The 21,221-nt window shown below is 68.2% G+C and carries 18 protein-coding genes; 6 read left to right on the top strand and 12 right to left on the bottom strand.

Annotated features, from left to right (window positions below; all coding sequences use genetic code 11):
- Positions 1-15: 15 nt before the first annotated feature.
- From ACIPWY_RS04205 to ACIPWY_RS04195, 3 genes are all read right to left on the bottom strand, one after another.
- The gene (locus tag ACIPWY_RS04205) at positions 16-930 is read right to left on the bottom strand and encodes a carbohydrate ABC transporter permease (RefSeq protein ID WP_401532185.1); all 915 of its coding nucleotides are present in this window, start codon (positions 928-930) and stop codon (positions 16-18) included.
- Entirely contained in the window at positions 930-1,913 is a 984-nt protein-coding gene (locus tag ACIPWY_RS04200; RefSeq protein ID WP_362905266.1) for an ABC transporter permease subunit, read from the bottom strand. The genes ACIPWY_RS04205 and ACIPWY_RS04200 overlap by 1 nt, the downstream gene beginning before the upstream one ends.
- A 235-nt stretch (positions 1,914-2,148) precedes the next feature.
- Entirely contained in the window at positions 2,149-3,282 is a 1,134-nt protein-coding gene (locus ACIPWY_RS04195; protein WP_401532184.1) for a substrate-binding domain-containing protein, read from the bottom strand.
- 196 nt (positions 3,283-3,478) lie between these two features.
- Here ACIPWY_RS04195 and ACIPWY_RS04190 point away from each other — a divergent pair, with 196 nt between their 5' ends.
- The 4 genes from ACIPWY_RS04190 (at position 3,479) to ACIPWY_RS04175 (ending at position 8,477) form a co-directional block, all read left to right on the top strand.
- Positions 3,479-4,459: a hydroxyacid dehydrogenase gene (locus ACIPWY_RS04190; RefSeq protein WP_401532415.1), complete on the top strand. Its 981-nt coding sequence runs from the start codon at positions 3,479-3,481 to the stop codon at positions 4,457-4,459.
- Complete coding sequence (locus ACIPWY_RS04185; protein ID WP_362905271.1) at positions 4,456-5,727, top strand: alpha-L-fucosidase; 1,272 nt, start codon at positions 4,456-4,458, stop codon at positions 5,725-5,727. Before ACIPWY_RS04190 ends, ACIPWY_RS04185 begins: the two co-directional genes overlap by 4 nt.
- Entirely contained in the window at positions 5,717-6,523 is an 807-nt protein-coding gene (locus tag ACIPWY_RS04180) for a GntR family transcriptional regulator (protein ID WP_393703176.1), read from the top strand. Before ACIPWY_RS04185 ends, ACIPWY_RS04180 begins: the two co-directional genes overlap by 11 nt.
- A gap of 793 nt (positions 6,524-7,316) precedes the next feature.
- The gene (locus tag ACIPWY_RS04175) at positions 7,317-8,477 is read left to right on the top strand and encodes an MMPL family transporter (protein WP_401532183.1); all 1,161 of its coding nucleotides are present in this window, start codon (positions 7,317-7,319) and stop codon (positions 8,475-8,477) included.
- A 428-nt stretch (positions 8,478-8,905) separates the two neighbouring features.
- On the opposite strand, the gene ACIPWY_RS04170 is transcribed toward ACIPWY_RS04175, so the two are convergent.
- The 6 genes from ACIPWY_RS04170 to ACIPWY_RS04145 form a co-directional block, all read right to left on the bottom strand.
- Positions 8,906-10,984 carry an alkaline phosphatase family protein gene (locus ACIPWY_RS04170; RefSeq protein ID WP_401532182.1) on the bottom strand — a complete coding sequence of 693 codons (2,079 nt, stop codon included), beginning with the start codon at positions 10,982-10,984 and terminating at the stop codon, positions 8,906-8,908.
- A 291-nt stretch (positions 10,985-11,275) separates the two neighbouring features.
- Positions 11,276-11,836, bottom strand: coding sequence for an ATP/GTP-binding protein (locus tag ACIPWY_RS04165; protein WP_362905279.1), 561 nt, complete (start codon positions 11,834-11,836; stop codon positions 11,276-11,278).
- A complete protein-coding gene (locus tag ACIPWY_RS04160; RefSeq protein WP_362905281.1) occupies positions 11,817-12,194 on the bottom strand; it encodes a DUF742 domain-containing protein in 378 nt (125 codons plus the stop codon). The genes ACIPWY_RS04165 and ACIPWY_RS04160 overlap by 20 nt, the downstream gene beginning before the upstream one ends.
- Positions 12,191-12,613: a roadblock/LC7 domain-containing protein gene (locus ACIPWY_RS04155; RefSeq protein ID WP_362905283.1), complete on the bottom strand. Its 423-nt coding sequence runs from the start codon at positions 12,611-12,613 to the stop codon at positions 12,191-12,193. The genes ACIPWY_RS04160 and ACIPWY_RS04155 overlap by 4 nt, the downstream gene beginning before the upstream one ends.
- Positions 12,610-14,901 (bottom strand): nitrate- and nitrite sensing domain-containing protein, encoded by a 2,292-nt coding sequence (locus ACIPWY_RS04150; protein ID WP_401532181.1) that lies wholly within the window; start codon positions 14,899-14,901, stop codon positions 12,610-12,612. Before ACIPWY_RS04150 ends, ACIPWY_RS04155 begins: the two co-directional genes overlap by 4 nt.
- A 39-nt stretch (positions 14,902-14,940) precedes the next feature.
- The gene (locus ACIPWY_RS04145; RefSeq protein WP_362905287.1) at positions 14,941-15,723 is read right to left on the bottom strand and encodes an MHYT domain-containing protein; all 783 of its coding nucleotides are present in this window, start codon (positions 15,721-15,723) and stop codon (positions 14,941-14,943) included.
- Between the two features lie 155 nt (positions 15,724-15,878).
- Between ACIPWY_RS04145 and ACIPWY_RS04140 the strand changes: the two genes are divergently transcribed.
- Positions 15,879-16,874 (top strand): GntR family transcriptional regulator, encoded by a 996-nt coding sequence (locus ACIPWY_RS04140; RefSeq protein ID WP_401532180.1) that lies wholly within the window; start codon positions 15,879-15,881, stop codon positions 16,872-16,874.
- 220 nt (positions 16,875-17,094) lie between these two features.
- On the opposite strand, the gene ACIPWY_RS04135 is transcribed toward ACIPWY_RS04140, so the two are convergent.
- The 3 genes from ACIPWY_RS04135 to ACIPWY_RS04125 all read right to left on the bottom strand — a co-directional run bounded on the left by ACIPWY_RS04135 (position 17,095) and on the right by ACIPWY_RS04125 (position 20,124).
- Complete coding sequence (locus ACIPWY_RS04135) at positions 17,095-17,757, bottom strand: response regulator (protein WP_393703190.1); 663 nt, start codon at positions 17,755-17,757, stop codon at positions 17,095-17,097.
- A gap of 435 nt (positions 17,758-18,192) precedes the next feature.
- Positions 18,193-19,353: a choice-of-anchor A family protein gene (locus tag ACIPWY_RS04130; protein ID WP_362905293.1), complete on the bottom strand. Its 1,161-nt coding sequence runs from the start codon at positions 19,351-19,353 to the stop codon at positions 18,193-18,195.
- Positions 19,354-19,710: 357 nt separating this feature from the next.
- Complete coding sequence (locus tag ACIPWY_RS04125) at positions 19,711-20,124, bottom strand: hypothetical protein (RefSeq protein ID WP_362905295.1); 414 nt, start codon at positions 20,122-20,124, stop codon at positions 19,711-19,713.
- Positions 20,125-20,299: 175 nt separating this feature from the next.
- On the opposite strand from ACIPWY_RS04125, the gene ACIPWY_RS04120 reads away from it, so the two are divergent.
- Entirely contained in the window at positions 20,300-20,713 is a 414-nt protein-coding gene (locus ACIPWY_RS04120) for a hypothetical protein (RefSeq protein WP_401532179.1), read from the top strand.
- Positions 20,714-21,221: the final 508 nt, after the last annotated feature.

Genomic DNA, 21,221 nt, shown 5'->3' with positions numbered 1-21,221 from the left:
GAGAGCGGAAGCCGGTCAGCTCTTGACAGCGCCGGTCAGAACGCCCTTCGTGAAATAGCGCTGGATGAACGGGTAGACGCACAGGATCGGCACGGTGGCCAGCACCACGACCGCCATGTTCACGGTCTGCGGAGCGAACTGGATCTGCTCGTTGACGCCGCCCTGCACCTGCACCATGCTGCTCTGGGCCTGCACGACATAGGTGCGCATCCAGGTCTGCAGCGGCCACATCGTCGATTGGTCGGTGTAGAGGATGGCGCGGAAGAAGTCGTTCCAGTAGCCGACCGCGTAGAACAGTCCGACCACCGCGATGACGGCCTTGGACAGCGGCAGGACGATGGTCAGCAGGATCCGCAGCTCGTTCGCGCCGTCGATCTTCGCGGACTCGAAGAGTTCGAGGGGGATCCCCTGGAAGAACCCGCGCATCACCACGAGGTTGAACGCGCTGATGAGTACCGGCAGGAACAGCGCCCAGTAGGTGTTGCGCAGGTGCAGCTCATTGACCACCAGGAAGCTGGGGATCATGCCCGCGGGGAAGAGGAAGGTGAACAGGATCAGCAGCATCACCGGCTTGCCGCCGACGACACCGGGCCTGGCCAGGGCGTAGGCCAGCAGCACGGTGCAGGCAAGGCTGAAGGCGGTACCGACGACTGTGATGCCGGCCGAGACACCGAGCGCCCTGGTGATCTGCCCGCCGGAGAAGATCAAGTCGTAGGCGCGCAGTGTCCAGGTGTCGGGCCACAGGGCGTAGCCACCGTTGTCGATCACCTGCTGGTCCGGCGCGAAGCTCGTGGCGAACACGACCCAGAACGGGACCACGACGACGAGGACGGTGACCACCAGGGCCAGGCCCTTGGCGCCCTGGGTGACGGGCTTCGGCTTCTCCATCCAGGCCGGACGCTCGACGTGTTCCGTAGTGGCAGCGCTCATCAGCGGTACACCCCCTGCTCGCCCATGCGGTGAGCGATCTTGTTCGCGGAGAAGACGAGGCAGGCACCTATGACGCCCTTGAAGAGGGCAGCGGCGGCCGCGACGCCCCAGTTCTGGTCCCGGATGCCGTGGTAGAAGACGTACGTGTCGATCACCTCGGCGACATCGGGACCGAACGCGTCGCGCTGCAGCAGGATCTGCTCGAAGCCGACCGACAGGATGTCCCCGAGCCGCAGGATGAGCAGCAGGAAGATCACCGAGCGAAGTCCGGGCAGGGTGACGTGCCAGAACCGGCGCCAGGGGCCGGCGCCGTCCAGCGCCGCCGCCTCGTAGAGGCCGTTGTCCACCTGGGCGAGCGCGGCGAGGAAGATGATGGTGCCCCAGCCGCACTCCTTCCAGATCAGCTCGAGGACCATCAGAGGCTTGAACAGGTCCGGGTTTCCGAAGATGTCGAACAGGTGCCCGTCGGATCCGCCGAGCACGCCGTTCAGCGCCCCGTCCGCGCCGAGGACCTGCTGGAAGAGGGCGACCACGATCACCCAGGAGATGAAGTGCGGCAGGTACACCACGCTCTGCACGAACCTGCGCACCCTGCCCTGGATCAGGCTGTGCAGCAGCAGCGCGAGGGCCAGCGGAACGGGGAAGTAGAAGATGAGCTGAGCCAGGGCAAGAACCACGGTGTTCAGCGCGGCGTGCCAGAACGCCGGTTCACCGAAGAGGGTCTGGAAGTTGCTCAGGCCCGCCCAGGGGCTCTGGGCCACGCCCAGGAACGGCATGTAGTCCTTGAACGCGATGACGTTGCCGAAGAGCGCCAGGTACTGGAACACGAGGAAGAACAGCAGGCCCGGCACCATCATCAGAAGCAGTGCGCGGTCCCGGTGGAGCCGGTGGCGCAGCGCGCCTCCCGGCCGCCTCGCCTTCCCCGTCGGCCGGGAGGCCGCCCGTATCGGGCGAGCCTCCGGCTCTTTCGTCGTCACCGACATCGCTGATCCCCTTCTCACTGCGCCCGGCCACGGGTGCACCCTGCCGGCGTGAGCGCATCGCACGAAGGTGAGCTGACTCAGGCGCGGGGTCGTCCAGGTCGACGGGCAATGAACACCACCACAGAGATCCGATGTATCGGTGCTCCGGGCGAACGCTCCGAATCCTGGCGACCGTGACGATCGCAGTCAAGAGGAAGGGATCGAAGTTTCCGTATTTCGATCAAATTGATCGAAGCTACTCGCCCTGCAGCTCGGCCCCGCACGACTGACGGATCCACAGACGGGGCAACAGTGCGAGGTGTTGGCGCGGCGCCTCTTGCCCCTGCGCCCCCTCGCGCACCCTCTGCAGCAACAGACCCACGGCAGCACGGCCGACTTCGCGCTTCGGGGGCGCGACCGCGGTCAGCGGCAGGTCGGAGAGTGCCGCAACCTCGTCGTCGTACGCCACGATCGCGAGATCCTGCGGCACCCGGAGCTGCCGGTCGAATCCGCGCAGGAGCTGCAGCAGCATGATGGCATCCGTGTCGCTGACCACGAGCGCTGCGCTGATCTCCTGGTGTTCCACCGCCTCGACCAGCTGCCGCGCCGCTGCTTCCATGTTTCGCGCGTTGATCGCACCTACCGGCAGCTCGATCCGCAGGGTCTGCGTGTGCTCCAGGCCCGCGGCCCGTATCCCGGTCTCGTAACCCGCCCGGACGTGCACCCCTGTCGCACTGCCTGCGGCGAGCAGTGCGATCTTCCGGTGTCCGAGGCCGGCCAAGTGACGTACCGCGAGGCCCGCGCCCCCAGCATGATCCGAACACACATGGTCGAACTCCGCGGCCCGGGTGCCGGCCGCCGGGCGCCGCTCCACAAGGACGGTCGGTACGCCGAAGTCCAGACTGCGGGCGTCCTTGTCGGTCCCGTCCGTCATCCAGCCGGGCGCGAGCAGCAGCCCATGGGCGCCCGCATCGACAAGGCGCCGCGCCTGCACTTCGTCCTGGTCCGCCTGATAGCCGGAGAACCCGAGCACGAGACGGGCGCCGGCTTCCTTGGCCGCCTCCTCGGCGCCTCGAATGATCTCGCCGAAGTAGTGCTGGGACTGCGGCAGGACCATGCCGAGGACCAGACCTTCCCCATCAGGCACGGCACCCGCATGCGACACGGGCGCGGACAACGGCCCGCGGTCGGTCACGAGCGGCGCACCCGGCCACGAAACCGCACCGCGTACCCGGTTCAGGCGCCCGCGTGAAGCGAGAGCCTCGACGTCGCGGCGCGCGGTGACCGTGGAGATCTGCAAATGGCGCGCGAGGTCGGTGACGCGGAGCGTGCCGTGCTGCCTGACCAGTTCCAGGATCCGCTCGTGGCGTTCGTCCACCGTGTACCGCACGTGCACTCCTCGTCTCCCCGGGACAGTGACGTCAGCGTACTTCAGCGATCATCCCCCTCCCGAGTTTCACTTGATCGATCTTGACGATCGAAATATCGATCCCTAAGGTCGCTGCATGACCGCCCAGACAACGAAGCTCGACGAGTCATCCGTCCTGCCGGCGGAGCCACCCCGCCGTCCCCGCACCCTGCTGGCGATGGATCCCACGCTCGCGCCTTCCCTCCTCGACGAATGCGCCCTGCGACGGCTGTCGCGCGTCGCGGAGGTGGCACCAGGCCTCGTCGTCGACGACTTCTCCCAGGCCGATGCCCTCGCCGCGTTGCGCGACACCGAGGTGCTCCTCACCTCTTGGGGTTGCCCTCCCCTGGACGCCGAGGTCCTGGCCGCCGCACCCCGGCTGCGTGCCGTCGTGCACGCCGCCGGCTCGGTGAAGTGGCATGTGACGGAGGCCTGTTGGGATCGCGGCATCCAAGTGACCTCGGCAGCCGATGCCAACGCGGTGCCCGTTGCCGAGTACACCGTGGCCGCCGTACTCGCTTCCAACAAGCGCCTCCTCGAAGTCTGGGACACCTACCGCCGGATCCGCGACGAACACGACTGGCGCGCCGCCTACCCCCAAGTCGGCAACTACCGCAGGACTGTTGGACTCATCGGCGCCTCCCGCACAGGACGACTCGTCATCGACCTCCTGCGGCCGTACGCCCTGAAGGTCGTCGTCCACGACCCCTACCTCTCCACGGACGAGGCGGCCGCTCTCGGCGTACAGAGCCTGACGCTCGACGAGTTGTGCCAGACATCCGATGTCATCAGCGTGCACGCACCAGAGACGCCCGAGACCCGACACATGATCGACCGGCGACGTCTCGGCCTGATGCGGGACGGCGTGACCTTCATCAACACAGCCCGCGGATCGCTCGTCGATCAACAGGCCCTCACCGAAGAACTGGTGACGGGGCGTCTCCATGCCGTCCTCGATGTCACCGAACCCGAGGTCCTGCCCGCCGACTCCCCGCTCTACGACCTCCCGAACGTGCTGCTCACCCCGCACTTCGCCGGCTCCTTCGGCAATGAGCTCGCGCGCATGGGTGACCTCGCCGTCGACGAAGTCACCCGGTACGCCGCGGGCCTGCCGTTCACCCATGCCGTACACCGCGAGGAACTGGATCACACAGCGTGACGATGCAGCCCTGGTTCACCGACGCCAAGCTCGGAATCTTCATCCACTGGGGGATCTACGCCGTCGACGGCGTACCGGAGTCCTGGTCGTTCTTCGGCGGAGACCTGACGCGCGACGCGTACATGAAGCAGCTCGACGGCTTCACCGCATCGCGCTACTGCCCCGACACCTGGGCCCAGCTGTTCCGGCGTGCCGGAGCGAAGTACGCGGTCCTCACTACCAAGCACCACGACGGCGTCGCCCTGTGGGACACCCGGCGGACCGACCTCTCCGTCCCCGCCCGCACGCCCGCGGCCCGTGATCTGGTCGGTCCGTTCGCCGACGCACTGCGCCGCCACCACCTGCGGGTCGGCCTCTACTTCTCGCACAGCGACTGGAGCCACCCCGACTACCCGAGCGTCCGGCCCTCAGCCCTGCACCGGCCGTGGGTGGACAACCGCTACGCGATGCCCGCCCCCGGAGAAGAGGACCCGGAGCGCTGGGAGCGCTACCTCGAAGAGGTGCATCGTGGGCAGATCCGCGAACTGCTCACCAACTACCGGCCCGATCTGCTGTGGTTCGACGGCGCCTGGGAACGCGACGAACGTCAGTGGCGCATGAAGGAACTGCGTGAGGAGATCCTCGAGTTGGGACCGCGCACCGTCCTCAACAGCCGCATGCTCGGGCACGGCGACTACGCGACACCCGAACTGGGCGTACCGATCGCCCGGCCCGAGGGCCCCTGGGAGCTCTGCTACACGATCGGTGACGCCTGGGGCCACCAGCCACAGGACACGGGCCACAAATCGGTCCGCGAACTGGTCCGGGTGTTCACCGAGACCATCGGTCACGGCGGCAACCTGCTGCTCAACACCGGCCCCCGGGAGGACGGCACCATCCTCCCTATCCACGCCCAGCGCCTGGAAGGGCTCGGCCGATGGATCAACCGCAACCAGGAGGCCGTCTATCCGACCGAAGCCGGTCTGCCGTACGGCCACCACTACGGCCCTTCGATGCTCTCCAAGGACCGTCGCACGGTCTTCCTCGTCTGCTTCGACGTGCCACGGCTCTTCATCGAACTGCGCGGCATACGCAACTGCGTACGGAGGATCTCCGTGCTCGGCACCGGCGAGGAACTCATGCACCGCGTCGTCGGTGGTTTCCCGAGCGCGGGTGTCCCGGGTGTGGTCCGTATTGCCGCACCTGAACTCTGCGACCCGTACGCCACCGTGATCGCTGTCGAATTGGACGGAGAGATCGACCTGTACCGCGGCTCCGGTGAAGGCTGACCGCTCGGCACGGGAGCAGACAACGGAAGGAAGTCCCTTGACGCCCTCGGCTCCTCCTGCCGGTCCTCTGTACATTCGGCTGGCAGAGCAGATCCTCCAGGACGCCCGCCGCGAGAAGGGCACCGCCTCCGCGATCAGTAGGCTCCCTTCCGAGCGGACACTCTCCTCCTCGCTCGGCGTGAACCGGCAGAGTGTCCGGCGCGCGCTCAGCCATCTGCGCACCCATGGACTGGTCTTCACCGACAAGTCCGGCACATACCTCAGGGCCGAAGGCCCGCCAGGACCTCCGGCATTCGACGCGGAGCAGCTGTTCCCCGGAGGAGCCATATTTCCCGGTCTGACCGTCCGCGCGTCTGCCCGGCTGTCCGTCGAGCCCGTTCCACCGCCCATTGAGGCACTGCTCGGTCTTGCCCCGACCAGGCCATCCCTGGTGCACCGGCAGCACATCAGGCTTCCAAGCGGCGAGACGTTACAGCGCTCGATCTCGTACTTCTCCCCGGCCGCAATCTCATCAGTACCTCAGCTGAAGACCCGCCTACGTCGTCTGCCCAGCGACGCCGAACCCGACATGCGCCACCTCTACCTCTGGATGGCGCAGGCCGGGATCCACGCCGTGCGTCGGGACTGCGTGCGGGTGAGCCTTGCGGCCGAGTGCGGGAACCTCTGGCTCTCCATGCGGCGCCTGGTCCACGACCAGCGCCATCAAATCCTGGAGCTCACGGACTTACATATCGCTCCTGAACACGGTGAGCTCACCTACGAGTTCATGCTCCCGCCGGCTGCCGAGGCGCCGTAGGGCGGATCTGAGATGTTGATCGATGTCTCGTGCGGATCGCGATCCGGTGGGCTACCGGCCGCTGGAGCCCGGCGTGTAGCAGCAGCAACAGCGCGACATCGTCACCACGCTCGCCATCTGGTCGGTGTGCGCAAGGAGCCTGTCGGCCAGCCCTCAAGGGGCCGCCCTTCGGCGTTCCCGAGTCGCCCGGCACTTTGAGTCTCGCCGCCGGCGCGCGGTGCCAATGCCCGACCGAAGCTCGTGTCCCTTGTGGTGGTGGAGCGGGCACGACGCCATTAGGCCAGACATGTTCGGACGGCCTCCCCGTCCATCGAGAAATGACGCAGGCCATGCGGCGGAGCTTCGATGATCACCGCCACGTCCAGGTTGCGGAGAAATGATCAAGGGAGGGCTGCGGACAGCTGCCCGGGAGTACCCCTGACCTTTGACAGGGGTACCCCCCACTCAGGTCGGTCTCGTATCCCCCGGCGCTGCCGCCAGCATTGATGAGAGCCGCGCGGAGCCCGAACCCCCCGACGCGCGGCCGACGGCAGGCACCGCACGTGGCCCTTCCCCCCGTACTGGCCCGTGCGGTGCCCGCCCACCTGCGTCCCCCGACAACCCGAACCTGAACCCCGACCGACCGCAGAACGGAAATGGCGCACGTATGTCTTCCCTTCTCCACCGACTCGGCGTGGCCGTCCGCCGACACCGGAATGTCGCCGTCAGATGCTTCGGCGGCACAGCACATGCCGGCCCGCAAATCGCAGCAGTTACTGAGCGACTCGCCGCGGGAGCGGTCGGCTCGGACGGCATGCCCGCCCGAGCTGCGGCGACGGAGAATCTGCCGCCGAACCATGGCGAGGACGCGACCGGCTCAGGAACCCGGAACGGGCTCGCGGCCGGGCGCGAGGCAGGGAAATCGACGGAGATCGGCATCGGCGCAACGCTCGCCGAGCCACGTATGCGCCATGGCAAGGCCAACCGGATGACGCTCGCTGCCGTGGCCCTCGGCCTCGCCTTCGGCTCGCTGATCGCCACCGGACTGCCGCTGCTGGCCGCACTGTTGGGCTTCGGCCTGGGCATCCCTGCGATGTTTGCGCTCAGCGCAGCTTTCGGAATCTCCGCCGGCGCCACCGCAGCCGCGATGCTGATCGGTCCCGCTATCGGCATCATCTGCACCCCGTTCATCGCCGCGCGCTGTCGCGCCGAGCTCATCAAGGGACACAGCAGGGAGGAAGCCCTCGGAAAGGCAGCGGGGAGCGCAGCTTCGGCCGTGGTCTTCCCTGGGCTCACTCTGGTCGTCACCCTCACCAGCCTGGTACTCGGGGAGATGCCGATGTTTGTCACGATTGGCCTGGCGGCGGCTGCAATCGTTGCCATTGCTCTTTTCACCGTCACTCTCGTGCCAAGATCGCTCGCCCGCATCAGCCATCGGGTTTTCGGGCGTGGTGTCCACCGAGTGCCTCTGGACGGCCGACGTCCCCGACATGCCCTACCGGGCCGGTCCAAGGTGGGACCCCGCCGGGGCCGTGCAGTTCTTCAACGCCCCCAGGTGGTGCTGCTCACGACGGTGATCACTCTCGGAACAGCGGCCGTGCTCGGGTCAGTTCTCATCCCCGGCAACGAAACGCACCACGAGGCCACCAGCACCCACGGCAGTGGGCGCGCGACGGCTGAGCTGACCAAGAATCTCGGCTCCGGCACCTTCACCCCAGGGGTCCCGTCGCGGGGCGACGGGGTGGGTCGCCAGGTTACTGTCACAGGCACACCCACCTCTCCTCCGAACAGCCCCGGCACCGCGCATCTGGCCCGCAAACCCCGCTCTGCGCCGCACGGACAGCATCAAATTCCTTGCACGGCTGGTCGTCACCCGGGGCACCTTGGGGGACGCGGACTGCTACCAGAGCGGTGGACGCATGAGTGCGCCATCTTGCGCTCATGGTCGATCTGGCCCTACTTCTGCTCCTGCTGATCGTCAAACCGGCGCTCCCGCGCCTCCAGATCGGCTTCCAACGGTCCAGGGCGTCTGCCGGCGTCGGGGCGGGGCCTATGCAGGAGGGGGCAGCCCGAACTGGATGTCAGAACACGATCGCGCGCCGCCCGACCTGCTGGTCCCCCCCATGCCGGCTTGCCGCCAGGAAGGACTGGCCGGCGCCTCAGCCTGCGCCTCCACATGGAACGCCCCGAGGAAACCCGCCAGAGCGTCGGCCGCGTGGTCGCCGCGGCTGATCCGGGCTTGCGGGTCGAGCTGGAGTCTTGTTCGGGCCCCGGCGTGGCCGGTGCACGGAAGCAGGGCCCCTTGGTGATCCGGATGGTGTTGAAGCCACACCGAGCGCCAGGAGGCCCTGCTTGTCGCAGTAGTGCGCAGCATTACGCCGTCACCACGGATGTCCTTGCCGGTCAGTCCTTGGTGGTGGCGATCCGGCCGGCGTAGCGCTGCGTCCAGGTCGTGTCGCTGTCCACGGTGACGACCACGTCGTAGTAGCCCTCCTGGGTCGGCCACATGACGACCTTCGTCGCACCGTGGGGCACCGTGACCTTCTGGGTACGGCCGAGGTGGTCGTTTGCGGTGAGCGTGTAGTCCACCGGCTTGGTGCCGTCGTTGTGCAACGTGAACTTCGCCTGAGCCTGGTGCTTGGTGCCCCTGGCCTTCAGCAGGTCGACTTCCACACGCGGGAGGGCGCCGTCCCTCGTTCCGGCGGGCGCGACCTGGCCGGCGAAGGAGCGCACGAACCCGTCGTTGGAGTAGATCGAGAACGCGTACTTGCCGTCGGTGGCCTTGGTGTCCCAGGTGTACTCGCGCGTCTTGCGCGCGGTGACGGTGAAGGGCGTGCTGGAGAACGGCTGGTACTTGTCGGGGAAGACCTGGAAGCTCAAGGCCTTGTCCTTCGGGCCGCCGGTCAGGGTCATCCTGGCGGTGACCGTCCCCGTCGCGCGGTCCTGCGAGATCGTCGCGTGCGGATGGAAGCTCAGCGGGCGCGGCTTCATGTGGTCGGCGGCGATGGACACCGACTGCTCGGCCTGCGGGTCCACGAACGTGGCCGGCCCCGGTTGCGGGTGGGCGAAGTCGATGGCGCTGGTCAGGTCGCCCGCGATCGAGCGCCGCCAGTCGCTGATGTTGGGGCACCGGAACGGCTTGCCGAGGTGGGCCGCCCAGGTCTCGAGGAACTTGATCGTCGAGGTGTGGTCGAAGACTTCCGAGGCGACGTACCCGCCGCGGGTCCACGGCGAGACCAGCAGCATCGGCACGCGCGGACCGAAGCCGAGCGGGTAGTCGCCGACGTACTCGCGCGACGTGCCCGGCTCGGGCCACGGCGGCAGCACGTGGTCGAACTTCCCGTCGTTCTCGTCGTAGTTGAGGATGAAGAGGGTGTGGTTCCAGATGTCGGGGTTGCTCTGCAGGATGTCGAGCGTCTTCTTGACGTAGCGTTCGCCGTGCAGGGTGTCCGCGCCCGGGTGCTCGGACCAGCCGTAGGGCGCCACGATCCAGGAGACTGCCGGCAGCGGGTGCTCCGCGCCCGGCCGGCAGGCGTCACGGAGGTCTTTGAGGACCGCGTCGAGGTTCGCGTCGGAGTCGTCGTTCGGCGCGGTCATGCCGGAGTAGTACGTGGCGTTGCCGCGCCAGATCAGCCCGGTGCCGGGCCGCAGCTTGGGGTCGTCCGCGCTCAGCCCTTCCGGGTCGAACCCCTTGAAGTACTTCAGCTCGTTGTCGCCGTAGTCGCCGACCCACGTACTGATGTAACCCTGTCGCCCGTTACCGCTGTTGTCGGAGTAGAGCCGCCAGTCGATGCCGACCTGCTGGAGCTGCTCGGCCACCGTGGTCCAGGAACGGGAGTAGTTGGACTCGTCGGTGTTGCCCGTCTCGCTGTTGGCGGTACCGCTCCACAGGTACTTGCGGTTGGGGTCGGTCGGCCCGAACTCGGAGCAGAAGTTCTGGTCGGCGATGGTGTACTGCGCGGCGACCGAGTGGTAGAAGCCCATGTAGGTGTCGCTGTGGTAGTTCATGCAGCTGGCGCCGTTGTGCTGCACCCACCGGTCCCACTTGCGATGCTCGACGTCGCCCCAGGCTCCGTGGTCGTTGCCCCAGGCTCCGTCGTCGACCTGTGGGGTGACGATCTTGCCGCTGCCGTCCTTCTGCTGGAAGACGGTAGTGCCGTCCTGGAACCGCAGCGCCTGCTTGTCGTTGAAGCCGCGTATGCCCGGGAACGTACCGAAGTAGTGGTCGAGGGACCTGTTCTCCTGCATCAGGATCACGACATGCTTCAGGTCGGACATGTTGCCCTTGAAGCCCTTCGGCAGGACGTACCTGGAGTTCGGGGCGGCGTACGCGCCGCCCGCCCCGGCGGTCGCGCCGAGCACCAGCGCCCCGGTGGTGACCCCCGTGCTCTGAAGGAACTTACGGCGAGTGGTGCCGGCCGTCGTCCCGGGTCTGTCGTCCAGCTCGGACTCGGACGTCGGGTTGATCGGATCGGGGGACATGGAAGCTCCTCAGAGGCATGGACAGTCGAGGGTGGTGCTGCAACCCGCTCATCGAAGCGAGTGGACACCAACCCTGTGTGAACACCGGCTGAGCGATCAGCAGGACAACGACCGCGCGGTGGCCGACTTCTGCGTGTATGTGCTGGTGTGCGTCCTACGTGACAGCCGTGAGGGTCTGATGATCGGGTGACATCTGAACTGGGTTGTCCTGCAGGGCCGGAGCCGGAGCCGCTTACCGCGTGACGACAGCGCGCAGGACGCATCGACACCGCCGACCCGCGGGAACCCCCGTCAGCGGGGACCGCCCGCCAAGGTGACGAGGGCGATCAGCACCTCCTTGCCGGACTCTCGTTCGCGGGCGTCGCACAGCACGACGGGGGTCTCGGGCGACAGGTCGAGTGCCTTCGCCACCTCCTGCGCGCTGTAGTCGCGTGCGCCGTCGAAGCAGTTGACGGCCACGACGAAGGGGAGCCGGCGGCGCTCGAAGAAGTCCACGGCGGGGAAGCACTGTTCGAGGCGTCTGGTGTCGGCGAGCACCACGGCTCCCAGGGCTCCTTGAGCGAGTTCGTCCCATAGGAACAGGAAGCGGTCCTGGCCGGGTGCGCCGAAGAGGTAGAGGGCGAGGTCGTTGTCGATGGTGATGCGGCCGAAGTCCAGGGCGACCGTCGTCGTGGTCTTGTGCACGACGCCGTCGAGGCTGTCCACGGGGCGGCCGGCTTCGGTGAGGTTCTCCTCGGTGCTGAGCGGCCGGATCTCACTGACGGCGCCGATCAGGGTCGTTTTGCCGGCCCCGAAGCCGCCGGCCACAAGGATCTTCAAAGCCAGGAAGGCTTCAGAGCGCGTGGAGTCCATCGATCACTCTCCTGAGGAGGTCGGGTTCGGGCAGGCGTGCCGGTGGTACGGGGGCGGTGACGCGTATCAGACCGGCGGCGAGCAGATCGCTGAGCAGTACGCGTACGACACCCAGCGGAAGACCGGACTCGGAGGCCAGGTCGGCAACCGGCCGGGGACGCGTACCGCACAACTGGGCCAGCGCGCGCTGCTCGGGCGAAAGCACCGGAGCTTGGCGGGGCTGCTCGGGGACGGCATGAACGACGGCCATCAGATCGAACATCTCACCGGCCGGCTGTGCCCGGCCCTTTGTCATCGCGTAGAGCCGGACCATCGGTCCTGCCTCGTCGTCGTACCACTGAGGGGTGTTGCCACTCATTTCTGCGAGGGCGCCTCTGCACTGTGCCGGGTGGGTGTTTCCAGGTGTTCCCCCACGCGCTGGACCAGGCGCGCCATTTCGTACGCGACCAGGCCGAGGTCGGCATCGGCCGAGCTGAACACTGCCAGGCACGAGCCGTCGCCCGCCGCGCAGACGAACAGGAAGCCGCCTTCGAGCTCGACCATGGTCTGGATGACCTGGCCCGCTCCGAAATGGCGTCCAGTGCCTTTGGCAAGGCTATGGAATCCGGAGGCGATGGCTGCGAAGCGCTCACCCTCCTCGCGGCCAAGGCCCGAGGAGACCCCGACCGCAAGGCCGTCGGACGACAGCACGACGGCGTGTCTGATCTCGGCTACTCGGCCGACCAACTCGTCGAGCAGCCAGCTGAGTCCACTGGGGCGGTGCGTGGCGTCGGTCATGATCCCTCTTCTCCTTGTGACGGGCCCTGGGCATCGAGACGACGGCCTCTGGCCCAGCCGGTGCGGAGCGCGGACATGGTGGCTCGGGCCTCCTCGGGCGAACGCCGGGGCCTGGACGGCTGGGCGGCAGCCTCCCGCTGTGATTCCTGTGTCTCGGGCGTCAGGTGTGTCTCGCGTACGCGTCGCGGCAAGGGCCGGCGACCGTCTGGTGGGTCGGCTTGCCGGCCGGCCGATACCTGGACGGGCGGGAGTTCAGGTGGCCCTTGGGGCGCCGGCGGGGCAAGAGGAGCCTCGGGCCGTGCGGGCGGAGTTGCCTCAACTGCCCTGGCCCGTACCGCAGTCCTACGAGGCAGCCCCTCTTGGGAGTCGGACTCGGCCATCTGCGCCGGCGCTGTCACCAGTGCCTCGGGAAGCAGGATGACGGCGGTGACGCCGCCGTACACCGAGGTCCGCAGTGCCACGCGCGCACCGAGCTGATGAGCGAGCCGGTTGACCACGAACAGACCGAGCCGCTCGGTGTCCAGGAGGTCGACGCGGCCCGAGTCCTCGATTCTGGCGTTGGCCTCCGAGAGTGCCTGCTTGCCCATTCCAAGGCCACGGTCCTCGATCTCGATGACGACGCCGGTGCCGACCGGCTCGCCGCGCACCTCCACCGTGGTGTGCGGGGGCGAGAACACCGCTGCGTTCTCGGCGAGTTCGGCGAGGAGGTGGGTGAGGTCGGCGACCGCCTTGCCGGGGATCCGCACCTCCGGCATGTCGCGGACGTCGATGCGTGCGAAGTCCTCCACCTCGGCGACGGCCGCCCGTACGACATCCATCAACGGCACCGGATTGCGCCAGCCTCGGCCAGGTGCGGCGCCGGAGAGAATGATCAGGCTCTCGGCGTGCCGCCGCATACGCGTGGTGAGGTGGTCGAGACGGAAGAGATCTTCCAGCTCCACCGGGTCCTGGCTGCGGCGCTCCATGGTGTCGAGCAGGGCGAGCTGGCGGTGCAGAAGCACTTGGCTGCGGCGGGCCAGGCTGACGTAGACGCCGGAGATCCGGCCGAGGACCTCGGCGCGCTGCGCGGCCGCCTTGAGCGCGGCGCGGTGTACGGCGACGAGCGCGGAGCCGACCTGTCCGATCTCGTCCGCGCCTCGCCTGCGGACAGGCACGGGTGCGTCGATGTCGACTTGTCCGCCCTGTTGCAACTTCTCGATCGCTGCGGGAAGTTCGTGGCCGGCGAGGCGGAGGGCGTCGTTGCGCAGGTCGACGAGTTCGACGACGAGCGCCCGTCCGATGCGGACCGAGATCAGCAGGGAGAGCAGCACGCCGGCGAGTCCCAGGACCACCGCGATGCCCGATCCGCCCAGTACATCGAAGGAGTACGGGTCGAGTCGCGCGGCTGCCACATTGCCCGCGCCGGCCTCCACTCGTCGGAGCTGCTGTTCTACGGCATGGCTGTGCGCTTCCCAATTCGACGTGGACACCGCGGCGGCCGCAGACGTGCCCGAACCCGGTTGCAGAACGGCGTCCTCGGCGCTGCGCAGTGCGCGATAGTCCTCCCCCGCGAGGACAGTGCGGTAGGCGTCCCGGTCCACCGGACGGAGATCGTCGACGGCGGCGAGGAGATCACGTCGGGTGTGGACGGCTCCGGTGATCTCTGTCTGCTGCGCACGGGACATCCGCCCGGCTGCCTGGGCCACGCCCAGCAGGGCGTCCTCGCGCGCGAGCATCTCCCGGGCCCTTGCCAACTCGAGCAACACGCGCGCCGGGGAGGCAGCCTGGACACCTGCGGAACTGGCGACCGCCCCTCGCACGGCGAAACCACTCTCCACGACGGCCGTGTACGCCCGGTAGGAGGCGTCCACTCCGCTCACCTGCTTGCGCAGCCCCGGCAGCGCGTCGGCCGACTCCAGCAACTGGTCGATACGTCTCGGGAGTTCAGGATGGAGGGCTCCGTACTCGAAGGTTCCGGTGGCGATGCTGTCGCGGAGCTTCCTTGCCGAGGCATCCGTCGCCCGCGTCGCCTCGCGCAACGCAGCGGCGCGTTCGGACCCTGGTGCCGCGACGTTGCGTGCGGCGGCCGAGCGTTCGTCCTGCACGGCGGAGACGAAGGTGTCGACAGGAGTCAGCAGGGTCGCATCGACGTCCTTGAACTGGGCCAGTTCGGAGACGTTGCGGGCCGTGCTGACCGTCGCAAAGGCCCAGAGGGCCATCAGGGAGATGATCGGAACCATGAGCAGCGCCACGATCTTCGCTCTCACGGACTTGGGGCGCAGCCTGCCAAGTGAGCTGCGTGCACGCATAGATGCCTCGTTCGGTGATGAGGGGGACGGCAAGGATGGTCAACCGGCGGGCAGTTCGGCTCCACCGACCCGAGCAGCGGACGCCTCCTCCGCCCGTTCACGCGCCGTCGGCGAGAGCGCCACGAAGGCGCAGGTGAGAAAGAGGAAAGAGCCGAGCAGTACGGTCAGCGGGAAGATGAACTCCATGGCGGTCGCCCCCGGCAGCGAGGTCCGCTCCCCCGTCACGGTGACGTGCACGGCCCGCATGCCGGTGTAGTGCATGCTGCTGACGGCGAGGCCCATCACCAGCGAGGCGAGCGCGGCGCCTGTGACGCCATGCACCGTGAGTGCGGCCCACAGTGCGGCTGTGGCTGCGACAACGGCGATCAGGACGGAGAGGGCCGCCAGACCGAAGTCGTACCCGATGCTTCCGTGCAGCCGTAGCGCTGCCATACCCAGGTAGTGCATCGCGGCCACGCCGAGCCCCGTACCGAGCCCGCCGAGGGACAGCGACCGAAGCCGCGCACCGCCGTAGAAACCCACGGTGAACATGCCGGCGCTGACCACGGCGACTGCTACGAGCAGGCTGAGCAGAGTCAGGGGCACGTTGTAGCGGATGGCGGTTCCTGAGACGCCGAAGCCGAGCATGGCGACGAAATGCATCGTCCAGATTCCGGAGCCGATGGCTATGGCGGCGGTCATCAGCCAGTTGCGCCGGGAGCGGCCTTCGACGGCCAACGCCCTTACGGTGCAACGCAGTCCGAGTGCCGCGCCGATGCTCGCCATGGCGTAGGCGAGGACGGGAGACACCCAGCCGGCACTGAAATGGTGCAGATGGCCCACAGGGTTTCCTTTCGCTTTCTGAGTCGGCGGCGACGGACGCTAGCACGGTGGGCGCCATGGAATTCCAAGGGAATTACGCCGGGAAGCACACCTGATTCACGCTGCGCGTCGTTACCCGTGCGTTACGTGAGTGGCCGGCCCCAGACCATGCCTCCATGCGGGAAGGCGGCACGGCACATGCCCGGCGTACAACACAGTTCCCCCAAGGAGGTTGCGTAAGTACGCCCCTGGCGACCTGCGCGAACCGGCGTCGCCCGTCCCGCATTCGCGTGACCTCCGAGAAATTCTCCGGGTCGCTTGCGCGTGGTCCGTATAAAACGGACAGCTCAGATCGTCGACGCCAAAGGGGCATATGCGGGGCGACCTGTGACTTTCGTCAGGGGTCACCCCCCCACCCAGGTCCCCCTTCTGAAGCCGATACCGCCTCGAGACTCGATGGAAGGGCCTGCAATCCGCAGCCCCCGCTTCCGAAGCAGTCCACGAGGTACGAATCGATGCCCCGCCCCACAGTGCGATATCTGCAAATCGCGGATCAGATCATGGAATTCGTCGCTGCGGCACCCGGAACCTCGGACGTGCGAATCCCCTCCGAACGCGACCTCACTGAGATGTACGGCGCCCATCGCGACACCGTGCGGCGCGCCCTGCGGCATCTGCGTGAGAGGCGCCACATCTACACGAGCAAGCGCGGCACCTTTGCGTACGCACCGCGCTCGACACCGCTGCAGACCGCAGCGCGGGATCCCAGGACGACCGCTTCGACGCAGCTGACGTACGAGCGGATGGCACACGAGATCCCAGAGCTGTTCGGACTCGAGGAGACATGCCACACCCTCGTCCTGCGCCATCGGGTGTTCCGCGACTCCGCGACCCTGGTGCGCTGTTCGACGTCGTACTTCGCACCCTCACTCCTGGCTTCCGTACCGCGGTTCAAGCGTCTGAGCCGGGCGGGCGCCCTGTCGGAGCCGACGACCCTGCGCGACATCAACATCTGGCTCCTCGATGCAGGTGTGCGGCCGGCCCGTCCCCAGATCGTCCGGTCGAGGACAACCGATCCCCCCGACGGCTGGTCGTGGGCGCGCACTCTGGTGCACGACCAGCATGGGCGGCTGCTCGCGGTGACTGATCTGGGGCGGCTGCGCGACACCTGAACCGGCCCCACCGGGCGCGCTCGCCGAGCAGGCGAGGACCGCGGGGACGATGGCCCTGCCACAGCCGTGGGTTCAAAGCCTGCCCTTGGTACGGGGAACCCCTGCCCTTGGTACGGGGAACCCCTGGCGAAGGTCGGGGTGGGTGATCGGTCTCGACCGGAGGGCTCAGGACCGGGCAACTGGCACAGCGATCGGTCCTCCCACGAGGTCCCGTCGTCGGTCAGGAATCATCGCCCGTCATACCCGCCCGGTAGGCGATCCTGGCCGCCTCCACCCTGTTTCTGGCGCCGAGCCGGGACAGTAGCTGGGTCACATGCCCCTTCACCGTGCCCTCGGTCATCCCGAGCTCAGCTGCGATGTCCGTATTGGACATCCCGCGGCACAGCAGTCGCAGCACGTCCAGCTGACGTCCGGTCAACATGCCAGCGAGATCGATGCCTTCGCGTCGTTCGCCCACTGTCTCGTCACGTGCGGCGAGGTCGATGACATGGCCGGTGACTGCGGGGGCGAACACCGCGTGGCCCTCACCGAGACTCCTCAGCGCGCTCAGCAGATCGGCGGGCGGGGTGTCCTTGAGCAGAAAACCGGAGGCACCCGCGGCCAGTGCCTGTTCGACGTACTGGTCCAGGCCGAAGGCGGTGAGCATCAGTACGGCGGGCGGCGAGGCCAGCTCCCTCAGCCGACGAGTGGCTTTGATCCCGTCGGCGCCCGGCATCCGTACGTCCATGACCACGATGTCCGGAAGCAGGCGACTGGCCTGGTCAACCGCGGAGCGGCCGTCCCACGCCTCTGCGATCACCCGCAGATCAGGGCTCGAGTCAATGATCTTCCGCAGCTTTTCTCGCACCGCGGCTTCGTCGTCCGCGACCAGGATCGTGATCATGCCGTGCGCCTCACTCCCCCATCGTCGCCCTGCGTCCCGGATCCCGCGCCCTGGCGGCCCGAAAGGGTGAGGTGAGTCCGGTGGTTCCGATCTACGGTGACGGGATCCCGACCACCGGACCGAACACCACCGGCTCGGCCTGCATGATTCCCGCAGCGGCCGGGCGGCGCCCCTCCAAGAGCGATGGCCGGGCCCCATCCAGCGGGAGCACTCCCGGGTCGTGCACCGCCCGCGCCTTGCGCGATGGCACCACACGTCCCCGGAATCGCCTGCTTCAGCCCGGTCTCTCGGACCGTCTCCACCACCGGGACGCCCTCCGGCTGCAAGGCCCCGCCCGCCCACCGCCCTCGACGCGAACACGCAGGCCCCCTCGGCTCCGGGTCCCCCTCCAGAGGGAGACCCCTTCGGGGCCTGCAGCCGAGGGTTCGGACGACGTCAGCGCTGGAGCCCCGGCCTGCGGCGCTTGGCGTAGAAGACGAGGCCGCCACCGACCACGAGCACCGCTGCCGCGCTCAGCGCGATCGGCGTAGCGCTGCTACCGCTGCCCGTCTCTGCCAGGTCGTCGCCCGAGTCTCCCTGCGAGGTCGGCGACGCGGCGGGCTTCGAGGGGGTCTTCGACGGTGGCGCCGGCTGCGAAGAGGTCCCGTTACCGGGGGCCGGCGCGGGCGCCTCGGAGTCGGGCACGGAGGCGGACGTGGGCAGGCACCCGGTGAACGGGTAGTAGTGCGTCTCCGCGCTGCCCACCGCCGTCAGCGACTTGGCGATGACGGTCCCCTCGAGCGGCCCGCCCGTGCCCAGGTCGACGTGCGCGTCGGGTGCGAGGACCGTTCCCGGCCACAGTGTCTCGCTCTTCTTGACGACCTTCGTCGCGTCCTTGAAGTTCCACAGGACCTTGCTGTTGAGGCCCGCTCCGGAGGGGCCGTCAATGGCATACGTGCCGCCGGCATTCATGTCGTACGACGTCCCGGAGACGTTCACCACGGCCGACGATCCGCCGGGGACGTCCAGTACGAGGTGCTTGGCGCTCTGCAGCTGTTCGGCGGTCACGTTGATGACGTTCAGCTTCGGGTCTTGGCCGTTGAGTGTGAGTGTCGAGTCACCGCCGGACTGTGTGCGGCTGGCCTTGCCGTTCGCGGTGGCCGCCGCGAGTCGGTCGGAGAGGCCGCGCAGCGTGCCGAATTCTGCGCTGAAATCGACGGGCGAGCCACCTTGCGCTGCCTTCCCTCCCTTCAACTCAACGGCTCTGCCGGAGAGTTGGCCGTACGCGACGTTTCCCTTCTCCACGACGGTGTAGGCGGCATCGCCCGTACGGAGGGTGCCGCCGACGACCAGGGCGTTGCCGCCGGGCAACTGGCCCGTGCCATTGAGATGGCTCCCGACGCTGAATCCCTTGCCGAAGTCCGCGTCGCCACCGACGGCGACGGCGCCTTCACTGTCAGGGGTGCGGCTGGCGTCCCCCTCGATGAATTCGTTGAACTGGCCGGCGATGCCGAGGGGGTTGTCGCACTGGGCCTCTGCGGCCGAGGCGATGGGGGTCATGAGCGTGAGAGAGGAGCCGAGCACGGCGGCGGCCGCGGCGGCTGCGGATATGCGCATGGAGGGAGGATTCGCCTTCACTCAATGGGGGCGGATGGAGATCCAGCCATATGGTGCCCGAGCTGGACGCCCATTGGTCAAGACCAATTCGGTTTCTCCGTACGGGACATCCAGTACCTCTTCACACACCGCGCACGTCAGACCGAGCCGGCTTCGTGCCGCGGTCAGAGCGGGGAGCATGTGTGGAAGCTGGTCGCGGTTTGGAGTCCCCAGCCAGCAGGAGCGAACCCGCGTGTCGTCCTCCCCCCCCTCCCCCCCCCGGGTCCGCAACCTCGGGTGCAGGCATCGCTCTCCCGCGTCGGGTTCGCAGCGGCATCCGCCGTATTGCGGCGGGATTGCCTTGGGCCATGACTTTCGTCAGGCCCATGCCCGGACCTTGGGTGGGGGCAAGCGGCCGGTTCGGGCGCTCAGACTTGATGCGGGACGTGCCGGGCAACCACCCGGCACCGTCCCCCACATCGGCACTCCCCTGCGGTGGGTGCGGGACCGGCCGAGCTCCTGGTTGGTGGCGCCCCGAGCGACGAGAACGACAACCTCCTTCTCGCATTCGGTGAGCTGTTCGGCGGGCTGGCGCCCTGCCCCGCTGCGGCCGGCGATGTGGGCGAGCAGCCGGACCGTGACCACAGGGGCCATCAGGGACTCGCCGTTGACAACAGCCCAGACGGCCTCGATCCGCTGGGCCGGCCCGGAGTTTTTGAGCAGATCAACACCTGGGGGCGCCGCCCGCGCATTCAGCCGTCGGGTGACCTCCAGGCCGTCCATTACGGGCATCCGGAACCCTGCCCTCGCCGAGGTCTGAGGGCGCCGGACCGGCGGCGAGGGGGCGAACGACGTGTCCGCCCGGTGCCACACCTGGACGAGGGGCGTGTCGTGTTTGGGCTGCCCGGTCGTCAGGACCGATCGGCCGGGCGCCGGTCCGGAACGCAGACAAGGTGAGGACGAGAGAATGTGGAACCGGATCCGGAGCGGTCTGCTTGTGGTGCTGCTGCCTGGATTGGTGGTGGCGGAGTACGTCGCGCTGAAGCAGCAGCAACCATTGCAGCACGCGGCCGCGCTGGCGAGCGGGCTGGTGGTGTGCGTGTGCGCGGTGCCGGTGCCGCAGGTTCGGCTGGAGGGCAGGGCTGCCGGCGCGGCGGTGGTGACGCTGGCGACGACGGTCGGACTGCTGGTGGCCGGGCACCCCGTCCGCGTGTGGGGTTTGGGGGAGTCGATCGCCCTGCTGTTCCTGCTGTCGCCGATACTGTGGCGCAGCGCGGTGCGAACGGCCGCGCAGCTGTGCCGGCTCTTGGAGTGGCGGCGGTATCCGGTCCCTCTCTTGATCTCGTCCCGGCCGATGTCACCCCGCCCGCGGCGACGGTGACGGCGGTGGTGACTGCCCATACGCCGTTACTGCGGGTGTATGACGGGAAGCGGGTCACGGATCTGGAGCCCGTCGGGCACACGGGCGCCGGGACCTGGCCCGTGAGCCGCACGACCTGGTGGCCCACCACGTCGGTCGTGGAAATCGTGGTGCTGGCGCAGGCCGCTGGCAGGCCCGTGGTGAGGACGCGGACGCCGTGGGGTAATCGGTGCGTGCCGACGGGCCTGCCGGGGTGCGGCTCGCGATCCGCGACGACGGCAGGCAGCGGCCCCCTGATCAAGGCAGCCGACGCAGCGGAGTCTGGGTGTTGTGGGCATGACCGAACGTGTGGAGATGTGGGGCCCCTCAGGACCAGCCGGATGCCGGAGGGCCGCCGGCAGGTCGAGGCGGTGTTCCGAGTCCCGCGTCACCGCCCAGGACTGAGCAGCGAGGTCCGCTCCCGGGCCGATGGCGCTACTTCGCAACACACCCTGTCCGAGTCGCCAGGCCCCGGTAGCGCTACAGGCTC

This window comes from Streptomyces sp. NPDC090032, assembly GCF_044748025.1.
GTDB lineage: Bacteria > Actinomycetota > Actinomycetes > Streptomycetales > Streptomycetaceae > Streptomyces.
This window is presented reverse-complemented; position numbering and strand designations above follow the sequence as displayed.